The sequence below is a fragment of the Agrococcus sp. Marseille-P2731 genome, assembly GCF_900117395.1.
GTDB lineage: Bacteria > Actinomycetota > Actinomycetes > Actinomycetales > Microbacteriaceae > Agrococcus.
The window spans coordinates 1049975-1067937 of record NZ_FPEG01000003.1 but is presented as its reverse complement, the minus strand read 5'-3'; the positions used below and the strand labels follow the sequence as shown (position 1 = coordinate 1067937).

General features: G+C 70.2%; 17 protein-coding genes and 1 pseudogene. 4 read left to right on the top strand and 14 right to left on the bottom strand.

The window, feature by feature from the left end; all coding sequences use genetic code 11:
- Window positions 1-14: 14 nt before the first annotated feature.
- From BQ6202_RS13325 to BQ6202_RS13290, 8 genes are all read right to left on the bottom strand, one after another.
- On the bottom strand, window positions 15-893 hold the full coding sequence (locus BQ6202_RS13325) for an NAD(P)-dependent oxidoreductase (RefSeq protein WP_072314866.1): 879 nt from the start codon (window positions 891-893) through the stop codon (window positions 15-17).
- Window positions 890-2233: an NAD(P)H-dependent oxidoreductase gene (locus tag BQ6202_RS13320; protein WP_072314865.1), complete on the bottom strand. Its 1344-nt coding sequence runs from the start codon at window positions 2231-2233 to the stop codon at window positions 890-892. The genes BQ6202_RS13325 and BQ6202_RS13320 overlap by 4 nt, the downstream gene beginning before the upstream one ends.
- A gap of 93 nt (window positions 2234-2326) precedes the next feature.
- Window positions 2327-3343, bottom strand: a complete 1017-nt coding sequence (locus BQ6202_RS13315) for a TRAP transporter substrate-binding protein (protein ID WP_072314864.1) — start codon at window positions 3341-3343, stop codon at window positions 2327-2329.
- Window positions 3344-3375: 32 nt separating this feature from the next.
- Window positions 3376-4704, bottom strand: coding sequence for a TRAP transporter large permease (locus BQ6202_RS13310; protein ID WP_072314863.1), 1329 nt, complete (start codon window positions 4702-4704; stop codon window positions 3376-3378).
- Complete coding sequence (locus tag BQ6202_RS13305) at window positions 4704-5258, bottom strand: TRAP transporter small permease (RefSeq protein WP_072314862.1); 555 nt, start codon at window positions 5256-5258, stop codon at window positions 4704-4706. Before BQ6202_RS13305 ends, BQ6202_RS13310 begins: the two co-directional genes overlap by 1 nt.
- A gap of 97 nt (window positions 5259-5355) precedes the next feature.
- Window positions 5356-6705: an NAD(P)H-dependent oxidoreductase gene (locus BQ6202_RS13300; RefSeq protein WP_072314861.1), complete on the bottom strand. Its 1350-nt coding sequence runs from the start codon at window positions 6703-6705 to the stop codon at window positions 5356-5358.
- Window positions 6706-6891: 186 nt separating this feature from the next.
- Window positions 6892-8007, bottom strand: a complete 1116-nt coding sequence (locus BQ6202_RS13295) for an FUSC family protein (protein ID WP_072314860.1) — start codon at window positions 8005-8007, stop codon at window positions 6892-6894.
- 123 nt (window positions 8008-8130) lie between these two features.
- Window positions 8131-8322 carry a hypothetical protein gene (locus tag BQ6202_RS13290; protein WP_072314859.1) on the bottom strand — a complete coding sequence of 64 codons (192 nt, stop codon included), beginning with the start codon at window positions 8320-8322 and terminating at the stop codon, window positions 8131-8133.
- 520 nt (window positions 8323-8842) lie between these two features.
- Between BQ6202_RS13290 and BQ6202_RS13285 the strand changes: the two genes are divergently transcribed.
- A complete protein-coding gene (locus BQ6202_RS13285) occupies window positions 8843-9346 on the top strand; it encodes a hypothetical protein (protein ID WP_143143737.1) in 504 nt (167 codons plus the stop codon).
- A gap of 305 nt (window positions 9347-9651) precedes the next feature.
- Entirely contained in the window at window positions 9652-10197 is a 546-nt protein-coding gene (locus BQ6202_RS13280; RefSeq protein WP_072314857.1) for a hypothetical protein, read from the top strand.
- Between the two features lie 43 nt (window positions 10198-10240).
- On the opposite strand, the gene BQ6202_RS13275 is transcribed toward BQ6202_RS13280, so the two are convergent.
- Window positions 10241-10456, bottom strand: coding sequence for a glycine zipper domain-containing protein (locus BQ6202_RS13275; protein WP_072314856.1), 216 nt, complete (start codon window positions 10454-10456; stop codon window positions 10241-10243).
- 135 nt (window positions 10457-10591) lie between these two features.
- Here BQ6202_RS13275 and BQ6202_RS13270 point away from each other — a divergent pair, with 135 nt between their 5' ends.
- Complete coding sequence (locus BQ6202_RS13270) at window positions 10592-11578, top strand: Gfo/Idh/MocA family protein (RefSeq protein ID WP_072314855.1); 987 nt, start codon at window positions 10592-10594, stop codon at window positions 11576-11578.
- Here the strand turns inward: BQ6202_RS13270 and BQ6202_RS13265 are convergent.
- Window positions 11575-11856 (bottom strand): DUF2277 domain-containing protein, encoded by a 282-nt coding sequence (locus BQ6202_RS13265; RefSeq protein WP_072314854.1) that lies wholly within the window; start codon window positions 11854-11856, stop codon window positions 11575-11577. The two genes, BQ6202_RS13270 and BQ6202_RS13265, sit on opposite strands and share 4 nt — an antisense overlap.
- A gap of 223 nt (window positions 11857-12079) precedes the next feature.
- On the opposite strand from BQ6202_RS13265, the pseudogene BQ6202_RS15265 reads away from it, so the two are divergent.
- Window positions 12080-13408 (top strand): annotated as a pseudogene (locus BQ6202_RS15265) (DUF222 domain-containing protein); the annotation flags it as partial.
- 258 nt (window positions 13409-13666) lie between these two features.
- Here BQ6202_RS15265 and BQ6202_RS13250 read toward each other — a convergent pair.
- Genes BQ6202_RS13250 through BQ6202_RS13235 form a run of 4 tightly spaced genes read right to left on the bottom strand, consistent with a single transcriptional unit; the run spans window position 13667 to window position 17961 of the window.
- Window positions 13667-14512, bottom strand: a complete 846-nt coding sequence (locus BQ6202_RS13250) for a transglutaminase family protein (protein WP_072314853.1) — start codon at window positions 14510-14512, stop codon at window positions 13667-13669.
- Window positions 14509-15438, bottom strand: a complete 930-nt coding sequence (locus BQ6202_RS13245; RefSeq protein WP_072315194.1) for an alpha-E domain-containing protein — start codon at window positions 15436-15438, stop codon at window positions 14509-14511. The genes BQ6202_RS13250 and BQ6202_RS13245 overlap by 4 nt, the downstream gene beginning before the upstream one ends.
- Window positions 15438-17129 carry a circularly permuted type 2 ATP-grasp protein gene (locus BQ6202_RS13240; RefSeq protein ID WP_072314852.1) on the bottom strand — a complete coding sequence of 564 codons (1692 nt, stop codon included), beginning with the start codon at window positions 17127-17129 and terminating at the stop codon, window positions 15438-15440. Before BQ6202_RS13240 ends, BQ6202_RS13245 begins: the two co-directional genes overlap by 1 nt.
- Before the next feature lie 10 nt (window positions 17130-17139).
- The gene (locus tag BQ6202_RS13235) at window positions 17140-17961 is read right to left on the bottom strand and encodes an endo alpha-1,4 polygalactosaminidase (RefSeq protein ID WP_083587285.1); all 822 of its coding nucleotides are present in this window, start codon (window positions 17959-17961) and stop codon (window positions 17140-17142) included.
- Between the last annotated feature and the right edge of the window lie 2 nt (window positions 17962-17963).

Below are 17963 nucleotides of genomic sequence, written 5' to 3'. Positions count from 1 at the left end.
CCGCACGCGCCGACTCAGTCCCGCAGCACCTGGCGGTAGACGCCCGAGTGGTCGAGCCCGCCGTCGCCGGCCGCCGACGCGTCCGTGAACAGCGCGAGCGCCGTCTCGGCCGCCCGCAGGCGGATCCCCGCCGCATCCGCCGCCTGCTGCGCGTAGCGCAGGTCCTTCACCTGGTAGTCGATGGTGCCGCCGGGCGCGAAGTCCTCGGCGATCCAGTGGTGGCGCTTCTGCCGCAGCGCCTCGCTGCCGGCGAGTCCGGAGCCCAGCGCGTCGGCGAGCACGGCCGGGTCGATGCCGCTGGCTCGCGCGAGGGCGAAGGCCTCCGACAGCGCCGTGATCGTCTCGGCCACGACCAGCTGGTTGCAGAGCTTGGTGGTCGCTCCGGCGCCGGTCGGCCCCATGTGCGAGACGAGCCGCGCGCAGGGCTCCAGCACCTCAGCGAGCTCGGCGACCTGCGCGCCCGTGCCGCCGACGAAGATGCTGAGCCGCCCCTCGGCGGCGCCCAGCACGCCGCCGGACATCGGAGCGTCCACCACTTCGACCCCGTGGGCGGCGAGCTCTGCGGCGAGCTCGCGCAGGGCCACGGCCGAGACGGTGCCCATGACGACGAGCATGGGCCGCTCGACGGATGCGCGACGCCAGCCCGCGAGGAGCCCGTCCGGTCCGTCGAGGAGCACGCGCACCTCCGGCAGATCGGGCAGCACGGTCAGCACCACCTCTGCCGCGGCGTCGGCGGGTGCCTCAGCGACCACGACCGACGGCGCCTCGGCGGCGAGGGCGTGCGCGCGCGCCGCGCTCCGGTTGTGCACCGTGAGCGCGCCGCGAGCAGCGAGCAGGCGAGCCATCGGCAGGCCCATCGCCCCCAGCCCGATGAGGCTGAGCGAGCGGGTCATGCGGCCGCGGCCGCCGCGAGGGCCTCGGTCTCGCGACGCAGCTGGATCGCCTGGTCGAGCGAGTCGTCGACCTCGACATCTGCCCAGCGCACGCTCTCGCCCTGCTTGATGTCGCGCTTGAGCGGCACGTGGTGCGCGAGCGCGACCGGCAGGTAGCCCTCGGCGACCGACGTGCGGGCCGAGACGAGCTTGCCGAAGACCGCGAAGCCGCCCTCGCCGTCGAGCGTGTCGCCCGCGGCCAGATCCTTCTTGGCCGTGGCCACCACATCCGCCGTGAACCCGACGGCCGTGCCGGTCGCGACGCCGCGCAGCACGGCGTTGGCGATCGAGACGTTCAGCTCGAGGCCGACGTAGTGGTACGGGCGGTAGAGCGCGGCGTACTGGCCGCTGGGGTCGGGGTGCCAGGGGTACTCCTGGAAGCACTCGGCGACGTAGGCGTTCGTGGCCTTCACGACGACGAAGACGCCCTCCTGCGTGTTGTGGGGGATCCAGTCGCCCTCGCGGGTGTAGCTCGACATCACGTCGACCGTGCCCTCGTGCGAGAGCACGCCGCCGACCGACTCGGGGCGGCAGACCGTCGCGATCTCCTCGAGGTTGCCGGGCGTGAAGCTGAGGCCGGCGTCGCTCGGCACGAGCGCTGCCGCGTTGGCGACCGCCGCCATCTCGATCGCGGCCTTCGTGCCGTCGCGGAAGGAGGTGTGCATGTAGGGGTTCAGCTGGCCGGACTGCTTGAGCTCCTCCGAGAACTCCCAGTGCTCCCACACGTTGTCGGGGTTCATCTGGTTGTAGCCGGGCAGGTACTTCGCGCCCTTGCCGGCGCAGACGACGTCGAAGCCGGAGGTGCGGGCCCAGTCGACGAGCTCCCAGATGAGGGCCGGCTGGTCGCCGAAGGCCATCGAGTAGACGACGCCCGCGTCGGCGGCGCGCTTCGCGAGCGCGGGGCCGGCCAGCGCATCCGCCTCGACCGTCACCATCATGACGTGCTTGCCGGAGTCGATCGCGGCGAGCGCGTGCTTGATGCCGACGATCGGGTTGCCGGTCGCCTCGACGATCACGTCGATGTCAGCGCGGAAGAGGTCCATCGCGTCGGCGATGACGGCGGTCTTGCCCTCGCTGAGCTCGTCGACCGAGTCGACGATGTCCTCAGCGGGCCAGTCGACGCGGGCGAGCGACTCGCGCGCGCGCGCCGTGTTGATGTCGGCGATCGCGCGCACGCGCACGCCGGGGATGTTGCGGGCCTGCGACAGGTACATGGTGCCGAAGCGGCCGGAGCCGATGAGGCCGACGTTGATCGGCTGGCCCTGTGCCTCGCGCTCCTTGAGCAGCTCGTGCAGATTCATGGTGTGTCTCTCCTGTGGGTGTCGGATGCGCGTCAGGGTCGGGGTGTGCGGATGGAGCGGGCGGCGGGGGCCCGAGGGGCCCCCGCCGTCGCGTCACATGCTGCGGATCTGCTCCACCCAGGTCTGCACCTGGTCGGGCAGTCCGTCGACGACGGGCTGCGTCGCCTCGATCCAGGCATCGCGGTCCTCGATCTCGTGGAACTCCGCGCCGCCCTCCTCGAGCTGCGTGCGGTAGTCCTCGAGGTTCGTGACCGTGTTCTCGGTGTACTCCTGGCCCACCCCGGCAGCCACGTCCTGGATGGCCGTGCGGATGTCCTCGGGGTACGCCTGCAGCGCCTCGTCCCACATCAGGAAGTGGTAGTTGGCGAACATGTGGTCGGTCATCCCGATGTGCGGCGCGACCTCGTGGATCGAGTTGAACAGGATGGCGTCGAGCGGGTTCTCCTGCCCGTCGAGCACGCCCGACTCGAGGGCCGAGTAGACCTCGTTGAAGGGCAGCGCCTCGGCGCGGGCACCGAGCGCGTTCCAGCTGTCCATCATCGTCTGCGCGCTGGGCGTGCGGATGGTGAGGCCCTGGAGGTCCTCGAGCGACGTCACAGGCTCCTTGGTGGTGAGCTCGCGCGAGCCGCGGAACATGTTGCCGAGCGTCGCGTAGCCCGAGGCCTCGGTGACGGCGGTCTGGATCTCTGCACCGAGCTCGCCCTCCCAGACCTCGAAGAACTGCTCGTTGTCGTCGTAGAGGAACGGTGCGGTCTCGACGGAGGCGAGGTCGGTGTAGGCCTCGAGCGAGAGCAGCGACTCGATGACGATGTGCGTGCTGCCGATCTGGAGGCCGTCGATCATCTCCTCCCAGGTGCCGAGGGTGGAGTCGGAGTGCACCTCGACGGTGACGCGGCCGTCGGTGGCCTCCTCGATCCGCTCGGCGAACTGCTCGGCCGCCCACTGGCGGGGATCGGTCGTGGAGCCGGCGTGGCCGAGGACGAGGTTGTAGGTCTCGTCTCCGGTCCCGGCTCCGCCGCTGGCAGCGGGGTCGCCGCCGGAGGCCGAGCAACCGGTGAGGGCGAGGGCGACGATGCCCACACCCGCGAGGGTCTTGATGGAGTTGCGCATGGCGTGTTCCTTCCTAGGGGCTTGCAGGTGCATCACTCGGCGCTGACCGACAGCAGCGACGGCAGCCACAGCGAGATCTGCGGGATGTAGGTGATGAGGATCATGTAGATGAGGCCGCACAGCAGGAACGGCCACGAGGCGCGGATCGCGGAGACGAACTTCACCTTCGCGATCTCGGAGGAGAGCATCAGCGCGATGCCGACCGGGGGCGTGATGAGGCCGATGCCCAGGTTGACGACGATGATGATGCCGAGGTGGACGGGGTCGACGCCGAGCTCGGTGAGCACGGGGTAGAGGATGGGCGTGATGATGATGAGCGCCGCGTTCGCCTCGATGAACATGCCGGCGATCAGCAGCAGCACGTTCACGAGGATCAGCAGGACCACCAGGTTGTCGCTGAAGGCGAAGATCGCGTCTGCCGCCGCCTGCGGCACGCCGCCGGAGGTCAGCGCCCACGAGTAGAGCTGCGCAGCGGCGAGCACCAGCATGATGAGGCCGACCATCATCGACGACTCCGCGAGCGAGGCGATGAGCTTCTTGAGCGTCAGCTCGCGGTAGATGAAGATGCCGACGAGCAGGGCGTAGACCACGGCCACGGCCGAGGCCTCGGTGGCGGTGAACCAGCCGAAGCGGATGCCGCCGAGGATCAGGAGCGGCAGCAGCAGCGCGGGTGTCGCACCCCAGAGCGACTTCCAGAACGGCGGGCGCTCGGCCGGCGGCGTCTTGCCGATCAGCTCGAGGCTGGCCGTGTTCGCCACCAGCTCGTCGGTGAAGCCCTGCTTGCGCACCGTCAGGTGCACCGTGACCATCACCATGGCGATGTAGAGGATGGCGGGCACGATGCCGGCGAAGAAGAGCTGGCCGATCGAGGTGCCCGAGACCACGCCGTAGACGATCATCGTGATCGAGGGCGGCATGATCGGCGCGACGATGGGCGCTGCGGCAGTGACCGCGGCGGAGTAGGCCGCCTTGTAGTCGCGGGCCTTCATCGCGGGGATCAGGATGCGGCCGAGGCTCGAGATGTCGGCGACGGCGGAGCCCGAGATGCCGCCGAAGAACAGCGCCGACAGGACGTTCGTCTGCGCGAGCCCGCCGCGCATCCCACCGACGATGGAGTCGGCGAGGTTCAGCAGGCGCTTCGTGATGCCGCCGGCGTTCATGATGCCGCCGGCCAGGATGAACAGCGGGATCGCGAGCAGCGCGAAGGGCGTGATGCCGGCGACGATGCGCTGGGCGCCGATCGCGAGCGGGGTGTCGGTGACGAGCCAGAGCGTCACGAGGGAGGCGATCGCGAGCGCGAAGCCGATGGGCACGCGCAGCAGCATCGCCGCGCCGAAGTTGCCGAGCAGCAGAGGACCCATCAGAGCTCTCCCTTCACCATCGTGTCGTCTTCGGACTGGAACAGCACTGCCGAGGGCAGCGGGTCGACATCGGGATCCGGTTCGCGGACGAGCTTCCACCAGGCCTCGATCGCGAAGATCGCCGAGATGGTGCAGCCGACGGGCACGGCGAGCGAGATGAGGCCGAAGGGCAGGTCGATGCCGGGCATCGTGCGGCGCATCGCGCTCGGCAGCGCCTCCATGCCGAAGATCACGAGCGCCACGAGCGTGCCGAGCACGAGCGCACTGGCGATCGTGGTGATCGTGATCCGCAGCCAGCGGCGCTCTGGCACGTACTCCCAGATGTCCAGCACCATGTGGCGGCCCTGGCGGACGCCGAGCGAGATGGCGAGCATCGAGAGCCAGACGAAGGCGAGCGAGGCGATCTCGACCGTCCACGAGGCGGAGTCGCGCGTCACGTAGCGCGTGAGCACCTGCCAGCTCACGGCGAGCGTGATCACGGCCAGTGCGATGACGCACGCCCACTGGACGACGCGGTCGAGCAGCGTCAAGCTGCGCTCGAGCAGTGCTGGCATGTTCGCTCCTTTGCGAAATGGACGGCTAGGCCGTCATGAGTGAAGCAAGGCGGATGCGTCGCTGTCAACAGTCGGACTGTCACCAGTTACGAGATCGTTACGGCTGCTCGGCGCGGAACTCCGCCTCGAGCTCGCGACGGACCTTCACGGCCGACAGCGATGCATCCACGTCGACGTCGGACCAGCTGACGGAGCGGTCCTTCGGCACGTCGCGCACGAGCTTGGCGCTGTGGGCGAGGCCGAGCGGCAGCGCCTCGTGCTCGAGCGAGAAGCTCGCGGGCCGCAGCTTGCCGTAGACCGTGAAGCCGCCCTCGCCGTCGAGCGTCTCGCCGGCCCTCAGGTCGCGCTTGGCGGTCGTGACGACGTCGCCACGGAAGCCCGTGGGCGCACCCGTCGCCTCGCCGCGAAGGACGGCGCTCGCGATCGAGACCCCGAGCTCGAGCCCGATCATGTGGTACGGCCGGTAGAGCGAGCCGATGCGGCCGGTGGAGTCGGTCTTGACGCCGTACTCGGCGAAGCACTGCACCGCGTAGTCGGTCTTCGCCTCGAAGGTGACGTAGACGCCCCAGCGCAGGTCGCGGTCGACCTCGCTGCCGTCGCGGTGGAGGCTCGACGCGATCTCGACGGTGCCCGCATGGTCGAGCGAGCCGCCGAGCGAGCGCGGGCGGAAGACGTGCGGCAGGTCGTCGACGCCGGCCGGCGGGAACGCGAGGCCGTCGAGCTGCGGGGTGAGGCCCGTGCCGTTGGCGACCGCCGCCATCTCGATCGCCGACTTCGTGCCGTCGAGGAACGAGTTGAACATCTTGGGGTTGAAGTCGCCGGAGGCCAGCTGCTCATCGCTGAACCCGTAGAAGTCCCACACGGTGTCGGGCGTCGAGTAGTGGTACTCCGGCAGGTACTTGGTGCCCTTGCCCGCGGCGATGACCTCGAAGCCGACCGTGCGGCACCAGTCGACGAGCTCGGAGATGAGCGCCGGCTGGTCGCCGTAGGCCATCGAGTAGACGACGCCCGCAGCTGCGGCGCGGCGCTGCAGCAGCGGCCCCACCATGCAGTCGGCCTCGACGTTGACCATGATCACGTGCTTGCCGTTGTCGATCGCCGCGATGGCGTGATCGGTGCCGACGAGCGGGTTGCCGGTGATCTCGAGGATCACCTCGACGGCGGGGTGGGCGATGAGCGCCATCGAGTCGTCGACGACCGCAGTCAGGCCGGTGCGAGCCGCCTCGTCGAGGCTGGTGGCAGCGAAGCGCTCTGGGCTCCAACCGGTGCGCTCGAGCGCATCCTTGGCCTTCGGCACGTTGATGTCGGCGACGCCGACGACGTGGAATTCGGGAGTCACCGATGCCTGCGTGAGGAACATCGACGCGAACTTGCCTGCCCCGATCACCCCGACGCGGATCGGACCGGCGTCTGCGGCGCGGCGTTGCAGCAGCGTGTGCAGGTTCATGACTGCTCCTTTGCAGTGGCGTCACCCGAGCGGGTGTTTGATTGTTGACAGTAGGACGCAAAGCGCGTGGTGTCAAGCGCTCAGGTGACGACGATGCGCGCGCGGAGCGTCGCGGAAGCGTGCGCGGGCGCGCAGAGGAGGACTTGCGTCGAGCGACGGCGTGCGCTCGCGACCGCGAGGTCGAGGTCAGGAAGCGGAAGCCACCCTGTCGATGCGCTCGCGCATGGCGCGGAGCGAGAACACGAGGCCCGCTGCGCCCGAATCGGGCTCGGGCTTCACGATGGCGTGGGCGTAGAGGGCGTCGATCGCCACCCCCGAGGCGATGGATGCGTCGGCGACACCCTCCTCTGCGACCCACGACCGCAGGTGCGCCTCGAGCGCGGCCAGCGCATCCGCGGTCAGTGCACGCTCGCTCTCGTCGAGGTGCACCTCGATCGGCGTGCCCCAGGCCGCGCTCGAGACGGTGTCGATCACGTCGATCATGCGGTGCACGACGGCGCGCAGCGCGGCGAGCTCGTCGCGGTCGCGCGTGAGGTCGTGCGACCGCCAGAGCGTGCGCGGGTTCAGCCGCTGGCTCTCGCGCGCCTCGCTCATCTCATCCTCGAGGTCCGCGATCCAGACCTCGAGCTCCGAGCCCCACTCGAGCCAGTCGCGGCGGTCGGGCGGCCACTCGCCACGCAGCTGGTCGGTGAGCGCTTCGACGCGATCGGCCAGCGAGCGCGTCGCGAGCCGCAGCCGCTCGTGCGCCTGCCTGTCGTAGAGCGGCGGCCGCGCGATCGCGTTCACGATCACGCCGACGACGAGGCCGAGGGAGAACTGGCCGACGTAGGCGACCGCGTAGCCGTCGGGGTCGATGCGGCCGAACATGATCACGAGCAGCGCCGCGACGGGCACGTAGCTGGCGCCCGCGCCGAGCGTCCGAGCGCCCGGTAGCAGCACCGAGATCGCCGCGATGATGCCGATCTTGACGAGGGCAGGGATGTCGAGGTTGAAGAGCGCGAGCCCGATCGCGGCGCCGATCGCGAGCGCCACGATCTGCTGCAGGGCGGCGCGGGCGATGCTGAAGAGGTTGGTGCCGATGGCGACGAAGGCGCCGAGCGCGGCTGCGTAGGCATACTCGGACATGTCGCCGGGCAGCAGGGTCCCAACGAGGAACGCGCCCATCGCCGCGGCCGCGGCCCGCAGCGCGTTGACGACGCGGTCGGGCGGGAACCACGCCGCGAAGAAGCGGCGCACGCGTGCCGAGCGGGCTGCATCGGCCGGATCGCTCGGGTCGAGCGAGTGCACGCGGGGGGCTGTCACATGGCCACGGTAGCCCGGAAGCGCCCCTCTTGTCCCCCAGTCTCGTCCGCTTGGGGAGAACGGGGCTCCCGACGCGAAGCAGGGCCGCCCCGGCGAGGGACGGCCCTGCGTGCACTGCGCCCATCAGGGCAGCATCTGGCGTGCGAGCGCATCGAGGCTGCGCTGCTCGCGAGCCTCGATGGCGGCCGCGTAGGCGCGAGCCTCGCGGTTGGCCTGCTCGTCGACGTGGGCCCGCATGGCCCAGCGCTCGAGCATGCGCGATGCACTGAGTGCGAGCCGGCGAGGAGCCGGCAGCACGAGTGACATGGTCGACATGGTGTTCTGCTTTCTGGCATGGCGATATCGCCCCGGAATTGGGCGTGCGATATCGCAGGCTGCATTGCGATTCGAGCGCGCGAAGCGACCCGTGCAATGGGGCGCGGATGCGCGAATTGCGACCACGTGCATCGGTCGCGACCCGAGTCGGGTCGCGCGGGCACGGCGGCGCGTCAGCGGTCAGTCAGGGAGATCGACGCAGGGGTAGCAGGCCAGTGCTGGCCTGGCAGTCGCGGAGCCGGCATGGCTCAGACGACGTTCAGCCGCTGCGTTCTCGCGCTAGGAGACCCCACCCGGAAGAAGGGCTCCAGCGGTCAGGATGATCGTGTCAAACATCGCGAGCTCCTCCTTTCTCGTGGCGTGGAAGTTCGCATTGACGAAGGTATAGCGAAGCGCGGGACAATTGCAAGCGAAAGCACAACATTCTCCGGATTCGTCCTGCGACCGGCTGAGTTGTACCCCGTCTCGAGGCTGTGGAGAACTCCGAGGCGGCTCGGGTCGCCTCGCGTAACCTGCCCGCATGCTCGGACGGCTTGGATCTCGTGTCGCGCTCGCTTCGATCGCGGTGCTGCTGCTCGCGGGCTGTGCGCCCGAGGAGCCGACGCCGGAAGAAACGCCCGACGCACAGTCTGAGCTCCAGGAAGCGTTCGACGGCTTCTATAGAACAGTCGACGCACAGTTCGCGCGCGGCTCCGCCGATGCGGCAGAACTGCAGCAGCACGCAACGGAAAACCTGGCGACGCGATGGGCCGCCGACATCCAAGCGGCACTCGACTCCGGCATCCGCTCTAGGGGCGTTCTAGTGATCACCAATACGACGGTCACCCGCGAGAGCGCCGAGCAAGTTGACGCGTTGATCTGCACAGATGGCGCGGCCATCTCAACCACCACGTCCGACGGGAGCACTCAGGCTCCGAGCGAGCTTCTCGCCTGGCGCAGTGAGTTCGTTCCAAACGAGGAGGGACCGGGACTACGTATCGCTGCGCTTGAACCAATCGCAGATCGATCAGTATGCGACGTCTAACAGCACTCATCGGCCTGCTGCTGCTCCTGCTGCCCGCAGTTGGCCACGAGACGACCGGGACGAGTTCGCCTTGCAGTCCCGTCCTGGTCGGCAGTGGCACCTGCGTCATCGACCCTTCGACGGGTCAACTGGTCGTTGGCGGATCGATCGTCCGGCCAGCCCCACCGCCCGACGCCGACGGCCCTGGCGGTGGCGGTGGCGATGCGGGGGCGGCCCCACCAGCCGGCGCCGATCGGCCGAACCTCAGCGCCCCGTGCCAGCGCTGGACCGAGGTCCCGGGCCTCTGCTTCCAACACTCGATCACGGTGCCGCCGCCCGGCGCATCCGACGACGAGCCCATCGCGCCCCTCGAGCCGGCAGCCGCCGCCCGACCCATCGCGATCACCGACCTAGTCTCGTTCACTCCGCTCGTCGGCGAGCTGGTCGTCGAGCCCGAAGGCTGGGGAGTCGTCGGCACACCGACCAACTTCTACGCGACCGCCGAGACGCACACGATGGAGGGCGAGCTCTTCGGGGCACCGATCGAGGTGCGGTGGACACCGAGCTCGTACCGGTTCGACTACGGCGACGGCACGGTCGAGGAGACCTCGGCTGCGGGGGCACCGTGGCGTGGCACCGAGGAGGCGTGGACCGAGACGACCACGAGCCACACGTATGCGACGACGGACGACGTGACCGCATCCGTCACCGTCATCTTCACGGCGGAGGTCAGCGCAGGCGGCGGCTGGTTCAGCGTGCCGGGTTCGTTGCCTGTCGAGGCTCCCCCTGTGGGCGTGAAGGTGTTCGAGGTCGACACCGTCCTCACGGACGGCGACTGCCTGGCGAATCCAGCAGCGGCCGGCTGCGGGTGATCGCAGCCGGCCGTCGAGAGCCGAGCACAGCAGGTTCGAACGATCAGGCCACCGGTGTGTCCGGGCCGGCGGCGTCGCCGTCGCCGTCGCCACGCTTGCCAGGACGGCTCATCACCGCACCGACCACCACGCCGACCATGAGCCCCAGCCCCAGCCAGAGCGCGAGGTTGTCGAGGGTGATGCCGAGCACGACGCCCACCATGAGTCCGATCGCGATGCCGACGCCCATCATCGGGTAGGTGTTCCGCTTGTTGTCCATGCCTCGAACCTAGGGCGGCGTCGAACAGCGCGCCTCCCGCAGCCGGATGAGATCGCTACGCTGCCTCACCCGACCGGCCTCCCCCGGCCGCATGAAGTCGGGCCGGGCGCCAGGATTGCCCCATAGAGTCGCCGCATGAGCACGAGTCTGGGATGGGGCATCCTCGGCGCCGGCGGGATCGCCGGAGCCTTCGCACGCGACCTCTCCACCGGAGGCCACCGCGCGGCCGCGGTCGGCAGTCGCGACGGCGAGCGCGCCCGCGCGTTCGCGAGCAAGCACGGCATCCCTGCGGCGCACGAGGGCTACGAGGCGCTCGTCTCAGACCCGAGCGTCGATGTCGTCTATGTGGCGACACCGCACTCGCACCACCTCGAGCACGCCCTGCTCGCCATCGAGGCCGGCAAGCACCTGCTCATCGAGAAGGCGTTCACGACCACGGGCGATGACGCGCAGCGGCTGGTGGACGCTGCCCGCGAGAAGGGCGTGTTCGTGATGGAGGCGATGTGGACCCGCTTCCTCCCCACCATGGTCGCGGCCCGCGAGCGCGTCGCCGCGGGTGACCTCGGCGAGGTCGTGAGCGTGGTCGCCGATCATTCGCAGATGCTCGACCTCTCCCCCGGCAGCCGGCTGATCGAGCCGTCGCTCGGCGGCGGGGCTCTGCTCGACCTCGGGGTCTACTGCGTCTCGCTCGCGCACGCGTTCCTCGGACCGGTCGCGCGCATCCGCGCAGCCGGCGTCGTCGACGACGCCGGAGTCGACCACCGCGGCGCCGCGATCCTCGAGCACGCAGGTGGTGGGATGTCGACGGTCACGTTCTCGATGGAGACCCTCGGTTCGAACCGCGCCACCATCGCTGGTACGGAGGGCGTGATCGAGCTGGACCCGTCGTTCTACGGCTCGACCGCCTACCGGCGACGCCACGAATCCGACCACGACGAAGCCGCGGAGTCCTTCACGCCAGAGCACGAGGGGCGCGGCATGCAGTTCCAGGCCGCGGAGGTCGAGCGGTGCATCGCGGCGGGGCAGCTCGAGAGCCCGACGATGCCGCTCGACGAGACCGTCGCGATCATGCGCGTGATGGATGAGATCGCGACGCAGATGCGCGACTCGTCCCGCGGCTAGCTCGCCGCCGCACCGCGCGCGGCGATCCGCTCTCGCACCTCGGGGCGACGCAGCGGGGGCACCGTCTTCGGCGGCTGCTTGCGATCAGGCAGGTCGTCGAGCAGGTGCTGCGTGATGTGCGCGATCTCGGCCACGGCGCGCTCGAACGCGTCGCGCGTGCGGTCGGTCGGATGCGTGATGCCCGACACCTTGCGCACGTACTGACGGGCGGCGGCCTCGACCTCGGTGTCGTTCGCGGCCGGCTCGAGCCCGCGGAGCGTGGTGATGTTCCTGCACATGGCGACCACGGTAGGCGCGGACTCGCGTGAGCGCCAGGGGCAGATCGCGCGGGTCGCGCGAACGGACGAGGGCCCGGGATCCGCGCTCGTTCGCGAACTCGGGAGTTCTCCACAGGCCGCCCCAACGACCCGCGCCAGATGGATCGTGCGAGGTAATCTTCGAACGTAGATTCGAAGGCAGTGAGCGGATGCGACGGGCACGAGAAGTGCGAAGGGGGTGAGTATGGCGAAGGTCGAGGATGCCGCGGCAGCTGCCGAAGCAGTGCGCCTGTCCTTCGTGGATGCCACCGAGCTCGCGACCGCATCACGCCAGGATGTCGCGGATCTGCTCGAGTTGAACGCGCAGCTGATGCGGCTTGTCGATGCGCAGAGCGTGCGCCTCGCGGGCGAGATCGCTCAGCGCTCGACGGGCACTGATGAGGATTCGATCTGCCGGCTGCTGGGCGCATCGACGCCCCGGTCGGCGATCGCCGCCGCTTTCGGCATCCGCAACCGCGACGCCGGCGAGCTGCTCGCGCTGGCCGCGGCCACGGCATCGGCGACGAGCCTGACCGGGAGCGACATCCCCGCGCGCTACCCCCGCGTCGCCGCCGCGCTCGACGAGGGCGCCATCTCGCTCGCTCAGGCGGGCGCCATCGTCTCGACGCTCGATCCTGCGGCGCCCCGGGCTGATCTCGACGAGCTGGCGTGGGCCGAGGACTGCCTGGTGCGTGCTGCGACCGACGCCGACGGCCCGCTCGTGCCTGAGCTGCTGGTCACGCAGGGTCGCGCCTACGTCGCGGTGCTGGATCCCGATGGGGTGCTGCCGAACGACGAGCTCCTGCGCGCAGAGCGATCGCTTCGCCTGTGGCGGCGCCGCAACGGCAGCTGGCGCATGCAGGTGGATTCTCCGCCCGAGGACGGCTCGGCGATCCAGGCGCTGCTCGACGCCATGACGTCGCCGAGGAGCACCGTGTCCTTCACCGATGATCCCGTCGATGGCGAAGAGCTCGAGCCATGCGCGGGCGGCGCTGGCGCAGAGCACAGCCCGCAGCGGGAGGGTGCCGCGGTGAGCGGGGAGGACTCCGCCGAGCAGGACAGGGGGAGCGAGACTGGGCAGCACGGGCCGCCGGTGGATGAGCGCACCCTTGCGCAGAAGCGCCACGACGCGCTCATCGGCGTCGTCCACGCATTCGCGGCCTCGGGGAACGCGCCCGTCGCCGGCGGCGAACCGCCCCGGCTCGTCTTCGTCGGGTCGATCGAGGCGTTCGACGCCTACCGGCAGGGCACGGAGCGCCGCGACCGGGCGCTCCGCATCGAGCACACCGGCGCGATCGCCCCCATCGAGACCGCCGGCCGGCTGCTGTGCGACGCCGTGGTGCAGCGCGCCGTCGTCGACAGCGAGGGGCACGTGCTCGAGCTGGGCCGCGAGCAGCGCACCTTCACGAGCAAGCAGCGCCGGGCGCTCGGCCTGCAGTACAGGGGCTGCGGCAACTCGAGCTGTGGGGCGCCCGTGAGCTGGACCGAGGCCCACCACGTCCAGTGGTGGCGCAACGGAGGCCCGACCGACGTCGACAACGGCATCCTGCTCTGCAGCCACTGCCATCACGAGGTGCACGCTGGCCGACTCGTCGTCATCGGCACCGCCGGCCATTGGCGCGTGGTGTCGCAGTTGCGGCGATCGAGCCGATTCGCCCGCAGCGCGCGGCGGTCGGCACCCTCGGCAGTGGCGACGACGTGCGCTGCCGATGCACCAGCGCGGCTGGCTGTGCAGGTGCCGGACGCGGCATGGCCGCCGGCGGGCCCGCCAAGCGCGAGCAGCGCCGCCCGGTCAGCTCTCCTTGGTGATCTCCACCGAGACGAACAGCTGGCTCTTGGCCGCCCCCGCATACACGCCGCGCAGCGGTGGCACGTCGTTGTAGTCGCGGCCGAGGCCGACCTTCACATGCCGCTCACCGATGTCGATCAGGTTCGTCGGGTCCCACGCGTTCCACTCACCCGTGAACCACTCGACCCACGCGTGCGACTCCCCACGGATGGTCTCGCCGATCTGCGCGTTCGGCCTCGGGTGCAGGTAGCCGGAGACGTACCGCGACGGGATGCCGACCGAGCGCAGCGCACCGATCGTGATGTGCGCGATGTCCTGACAGACGCCCTTCCGGTTCGCCCACGCCTCCGAGGCGAGCGTGTGCACGTGCGTCACGCCCGACATGTACTCCATCTCCTCGCCGACCATCCGGGCGATCGCGGCAGCGGCGGCGCCCGGCGTCTCCGATGCATCCTTGATCTCCTGTGCCGCCGCCACGAGATCGGCGGTCGGCCGCGTGCGCACGGTCTGGCCGAGCTGCTCGACGTACTGCGTCGCGCGCTGCGCGACCTTCTCGAGCTGCTCCCAGGTCAGGTCACGGCCGCCCGTGAGGCGCGGCCGCACCTCGACGAGGCTCGTCGCCGTCAGCTGCAGCTCGGTGTGCGGCGCCAGCACGTCGAACGACACGACCGTCGTGCCCCAGTAGTCCTCGTAGGTGTTGACCGAGGTGTTCGGGCGGATGTCGAGGTTCGAGTAGATGACGAACTGGCCATCGCTCGTCGACGGCAGCATGCGCGACTCGTTGTAGCTGGCGACCGCGGGCTGCTCGTAGCGATACCCGGTGGTGTGACGGATGCGGATGCGGCTCACGATGCCTCCTTCGTCCAGGCGGGCATGTTGTGGGTCGGGAAGTAGCGCTCCCGCACCGCGTTCGAGACGGCGGTGGTGGTGGTCTGCACCTTGTCCATGACGGTGGGGAGGTCGTCGATGATCTCCTGGATCGGCCGGAACTCGAGCTCCGAGCGGATCTGCCCGAGCATCCGCTCTGCCGCACCGACGTAGCCGACGCGCTCGCGCCGCGGCTCGATGTCCTCGAGGCACTGCTCGGCGCCGCGCACCGAGAACAGGATCGAGCGCGGGAAGAGGCGGTCGAGCAGCAGGAACTCGGCGGCGTTCGTGCTCGACGGCACCCCGCGATAGGTGCGCAGGTAGGCCTCGTACGCACCGACGGAACGCAGGATCGTCGTCCACGACGGGCCGGAGGCCTCGGTCAGCGCACGCGTCGCGAGCAGTCGGGCCACCATGTCGGCGCGCTCGATGTAGCGGCCGAGCGTGAAGAAGCTCCACGCGTCGTCGCGACTCGACGTGGCGTCGGCCATGCCGCTCGCGAGCGCCATGCGCTCGCGCACCCAGCCGAACATGGTGTGCACCTGCTCGTTGTTGATGCGCCGCGGCATGTTCGCGTAGGTCGCGTTCAAGACCTCCCACAGCTCGGTCGAGATCGTCTCGCGAGCACGGCGGGCGTTCTCGCGAGCGGCGTTGACCGAGTAGGCGATGGATGCGGTCTGCGTGCGGTCGATCGCGAGGAAGTTCACGACATCGGCGCGCGACAGCTTGCGCTCGGGCGGCGCCTCGTGCCCCATGACGCCGAGCAGGGCGCGGCACGCGGTGTCCTCATCGACGGCGACATCCTCCAGCAGCAGCTGGAGGTAGACGTCGAGGATGCGCGCTGTGCCGTCTGCGCGCTCGATGTAGCGACCGATCCAGAACAGGCTCTCGGCGATGCGGCTGAGCATCATGCGCGGCCTCCTCGGTGCTGGGACTGCGACTGCTGCTGGGCCTGGCGCTGCGACTGCGACTGGCGCTGCGACTGCTGCTGCGACTCCGCCTGGCCCGTGCGACGCGGCGCATCCTGCGGCGACTGGTCCTGCGGGTGGTCGTTGCCCGTGACGATGCTGATCGGGCGCGTCATCGGCTCGCCCGACGCGCCGAACTCGGCGTCGTGGTCCACGACCGGGATCTGCTCGCGGGGGCCGGCGAGCACCCAGGTGTCCTTCGAGCCGCCACCCTGCGACGAGTTCACGACGAGCTGCCCCTCGGGGAGCGCGACGCGGGTGAGCCCGCCCGGCAGCACCCAGACATCCTTGCCGTCGTTGACCGCGAAGGGGCGCAGGTCGACGTGGCGGGGCCGCACGCCGTCCTCGACGAGCGTCGGGATGGTCGAGAGCTGCACGACCGGCTGCGCGATCCAGCCGCGGGGGTCGGCGAGCAGGCGCTCCTTGAGCTGCTCGAGCTCCTCCTCGGTGGCGTCCGGGCCGACGACCAGGCCCTTGCCGCCGGATCCGTCGACCGGCTTCACGACGAGCTCGTTCAGGCGCGGCAGCACCTCGTCGAGCACGCCGGGCTCCTCGAGCCGCCAGGTGTCGACGTTCTTCAGGATCGGCTCCTCGGAGAGGTAGTAGCGGATGAGCTCCGGCACATAGGTGTAGACGAGCTTGTCGTCGGCGATGCCATTGCCGACCGCGTTCGCGATCGTCACGTTGCCGAGCCGCGCCGCGAGCATGAGGCCCGGGCTGCCGAGCATGGAGTCGGCGCGGAACTGCAGCGGGTCGAGGTAGTCGTCGTCGACGCGGCGGTAGATGACGTCGACGCGCGCCGGGCCCTCGGTCGTGCGCATGTAGACGCGGCCGCCGGAGGTGAACAGGTCGCGCCCCTCGACGAGCTCGACGCCCATCAGTCGGGCGATCAGCGTGTGCTCGAAGTAGGCGGAGTTGTAGACGCCGGGCGTGAGCACCACGACGCGCGGGTCGTCGACGCCCGCGGGCGCCGCGTTGCGCAGCGCGTGCAGCAGCTTGTCGCAGTAGTCGCCCACCGGTCGCACCCGCATCGACGAGAACATCTCCGGCAGGGTCTGCGCGATCACGCGGCGGTTCGACATGACGTAGGAGACGCCGGAGGGCACGCGCACGTTGTCCTCGAGCACCCGCCACTCGCCGTCCTGGTCGCGGATCAGGTCGATGCCGGAGACGTGGATGCGCACGCCGTTGGCGCCGACGACGCCGGCCGCCTGCCGGTGGAAGTGCGTCGAGCTCGAGATGAGCTTGGCCGGGATGATGCCGTCCTCGACCGCTCGCTGCGGACCGTACATGTCGGCGAGGAAGGCCTCGAGCGCCCGCACGCGCTGCTGCACGCCGGACTCGACGTGCTTCCAGTCCTGCGCGGTGATGATGCGCGGGATCGCGTCGAGCGGGAACGGGCGCTCCTCTCCCGCGAAGTCGAAGGTGACGCCCTGCGCGAGATAGGAGGAGGCTAGCGCGTCGGCGCGGGCTCGCAGGTCGGCCTTCGTCATCTCCGACAGCGCGTCGTGGAGCGGCTTGTTGGAGGCGCGCGGCGCCCCCTGCTCCTCGAACATCTCATCCCAGGGCTGGCCCTGGCGCTTGCGCGGATTCTCGAAGGGCTTGTCGTAGTCCTCGAACAGATCGCCCATGCCCGCGAGCCTAGTGGTGGGGCGCCTGAGCGCAGTGCTCCAGCGCGTGGCCGGGCTCGCCCTCGGCGACCAGCAGCACGTCGCGCAGCACGGTCAGCGGCGGCGTGTCCGGCTGCTCGCACAGCTCCTGGAAGCTCGCGCCGCCCAGCGCGCCGACGTACTCGACGTCGATGTGCTGGTCGCCGTACTGCTCGCCGTAGGCCGAGCACTCGCCCCACGCGGCGCACTCCTCGCTGATCGCGAGGTCGAAGCCGGTCGCGGGCCCGAGCGCCTCGAGCTCCGGCGCGTTCTTCTGCGCCACTGCCATGCCGCGCTCGTGCGCCTGCTCGATGAGCAGTGCCGCGAGCGCCAGGTTGCCCTCGCGAGAGAGCGCCGCGAAGCGCGTCCAGGTGTCGAGGTTGTCGAGCCCCACGGCATCGAACCCCGCATCGGCGCAGCGGTCGATCGTCGGCGCGAGGACCGCGGCGATCTCGGCACGCGACGCCGCGGTGCGGGTGTCGAGCACGAGCTCGTCCGGCCAGCCGGGGTCGACGACCGGTGCGCCGCCGTGGTCGGTGAGCACCGCATCCGGGTGCCGATCGAGCCAGCGCTGCCGCTCGGCGGGCTGCGTCTGGAACCCGTTCACGTAGCAGATGCTGTAAAGCCCCGGCGCGGGCGCTGCGCTGCTGTCGCGCACGACGACCGTGACGCCCTCGGGTGGCGCGTAGGCGCCGCCGAGCTGGTAGTCGACCGCACCCTCGGCGCTCGGCAGGCGCCAGCCCTCGGCGCTCGGCGCCGCCTGGCACCCGGTCAGCAGCAGGAGGAGCGCGACGAGCGCGAGGATGCGGCGCACGC

Coding starts and splice junctions, on each gene's coding strand:
- BQ6202_RS13325 (WP_072314866.1), bottom strand. CDS start 893: ATGACCCGCTCGCTCAGCCTCATCGGGCTGGGGGCGATGGGCCTGCCG.
- BQ6202_RS13320 (WP_072314865.1), bottom strand. CDS start 2,233: ATGAATCTGCACGAGCTGCTCAAGGAGCGCGAGGCACAGGGCCAGCCG.
- BQ6202_RS13315 (WP_072314864.1), bottom strand. CDS start 3,343: ATGCGCAACTCCATCAAGACCCTCGCGGGTGTGGGCATCGTCGCCCTC.
- BQ6202_RS13310 (WP_072314863.1), bottom strand. CDS start 4,704: ATGGGTCCTCTGCTGCTCGGCAACTTCGGCGCGGCGATGCTGCTGCGC.
- BQ6202_RS13305 (WP_072314862.1), bottom strand. CDS start 5,258: ATGCCAGCACTGCTCGAGCGCAGCTTGACGCTGCTCGACCGCGTCGTC.
- BQ6202_RS13300 (WP_072314861.1), bottom strand. CDS start 6,705: ATGAACCTGCACACGCTGCTGCAACGCCGCGCCGCAGACGCCGGTCCG.
- BQ6202_RS13290 (WP_072314859.1), bottom strand. CDS start 8,322: ATGTCGACCATGTCACTCGTGCTGCCGGCTCCTCGCCGGCTCGCACTC.
- BQ6202_RS13285 (WP_143143737.1), top strand. CDS start 8,843: ATGCTCGGACGGCTTGGATCTCGTGTCGCGCTCGCTTCGATCGCGGTG.
- BQ6202_RS13275 (WP_072314856.1), bottom strand. CDS start 10,456: ATGGACAACAAGCGGAACACCTACCCGATGATGGGCGTCGGCATCGCG.
- BQ6202_RS13270 (WP_072314855.1), top strand. CDS start 10,592: ATGAGCACGAGTCTGGGATGGGGCATCCTCGGCGCCGGCGGGATCGCC.
- BQ6202_RS13265 (WP_072314854.1), bottom strand. CDS start 11,856: ATGTGCAGGAACATCACCACGCTCCGCGGGCTCGAGCCGGCCGCGAAC.
- BQ6202_RS13245 (WP_072315194.1), bottom strand. CDS start 15,438: ATGCTCAGCCGCATCGCCGAGAGCCTGTTCTGGATCGGTCGCTACATC.
- BQ6202_RS13240 (WP_072314852.1), bottom strand. CDS start 17,129: ATGGGCGATCTGTTCGAGGACTACGACAAGCCCTTCGAGAATCCGCGC.